This is a genomic window from Bradyrhizobium sp. Ses1, from assembly GCF_059512365.1.
Map to the genome: position 1 here is coordinate 1 of NZ_JCAMOQ010000173.1, position 1,256 is coordinate 1,256.

A 1,256-nucleotide genomic window follows, 5' to 3' on the forward strand; every position below is an offset into this window, starting at 1 on the left:
GAACCCCCTGGCCACTGAGGGGGCTTGATGATTCACTTTTATCATCTCGAATCGGCGGAGACGATCATGCGGGGCAGGTTTACGGATCAAGGCGGCCTGTTTTCGTACATCGCGCCGGATAAGCGTGTGCCAGCGAACCATCCGCAAGGTCCGGGAACTTGTCCGGGATGTATTGAGTGATTTGAACCGCAGCCTTGGGAAGCTCTATGCCAACGAGGGACGTCCTTCGATCCCTCCAGAGCAATTGCTGAGCGCCTTGCTGCTGCAGGTGTTCTACGGCATCCGCTCGGAACGCCAGTTGATGGAGCAACTGGACTATAATCTTTTGTATCGCTGGTTCGTGGGACTGTCGCCGGATGATCCAGTCTGGGACCCGACCACCTTCACCAAGAACCGGGAGCGGCTGCAGAACGGTGATGTGTTCACGAAGTTCATGACCAGGCTTCTGAACCATTCTCAGGTCAAATCGCTATTGTCGGACGAGCATTTTTCGGTGGACGGAACGCTGATCGAAGCCTGGGCTTCGCAGAAGAGTTTCCGCCCCAAGGACGGCAGCGGCGACGATGATGATGGCGCCAACTTCCACGGCCAGAAGCGCAAGAACGACACCCATGCGAGTACCAGCGATCCGGACAGCAGGCTCTATCGCAAGGCGGCCGGACGCGAGGCCAAGCTTTGCTATATGGGCCACGCCACCATGGAGAACCGGCATGGGCTGGCGGTGGCCGGCAGGGTCACGCATGCCAATGGCGTCGCCGAACGCCGGGCTTCGGAGACCATGCTGAAGGCGAGACGCCAAGCCGCAGGCCGCCGCATCACGGTCGGTGAGGACAAGGCGTACGATACCGCCGATCATGTCGCCAATCTTCGCACCATCGGCGTGACGCCGCATGTGACACAGAACCAGGCCGTCACCAAAACCGGCAAGAACCGCAACAGCGCCATCGACGACCGAACCACGCGGCATCCGGGGTACGGCATGTCGCAATCGCGCCGGGCGATGGTCGAGTGCATTTTCGGATGGGGCAAGCAGCATGGCACGATGCGCAAGACCAAACATCGTGGCATCGCTCGCGTCGCCGCCGACTTCCTGCTCAATCTGATCGCCTATAACCTGATCCGCATCCCCAAACTGCTTGCCGTTTAGCCACCCCCGTCACGGTGCACCAACAACAGCCTAAAAAATTACATCCAACTCCACCGCGCCGCTCCAACAACGACCGCCGACAATACGAAAACTCTCCATTTCAAGGTTT

Annotated in this window: 1 pseudogene; it reads left to right on the plus strand. The window is 59.2% G+C overall.

Annotated elements, in window-relative coordinates:
* The first annotated feature begins 66 nt into the window (after window positions 1-66).
* Window positions 67-1,147 (plus strand): annotated as a pseudogene (locus AC5ZG5_RS46190) (IS5 family transposase).
* Window positions 1,148-1,256: the final 109 nt, after the last annotated feature.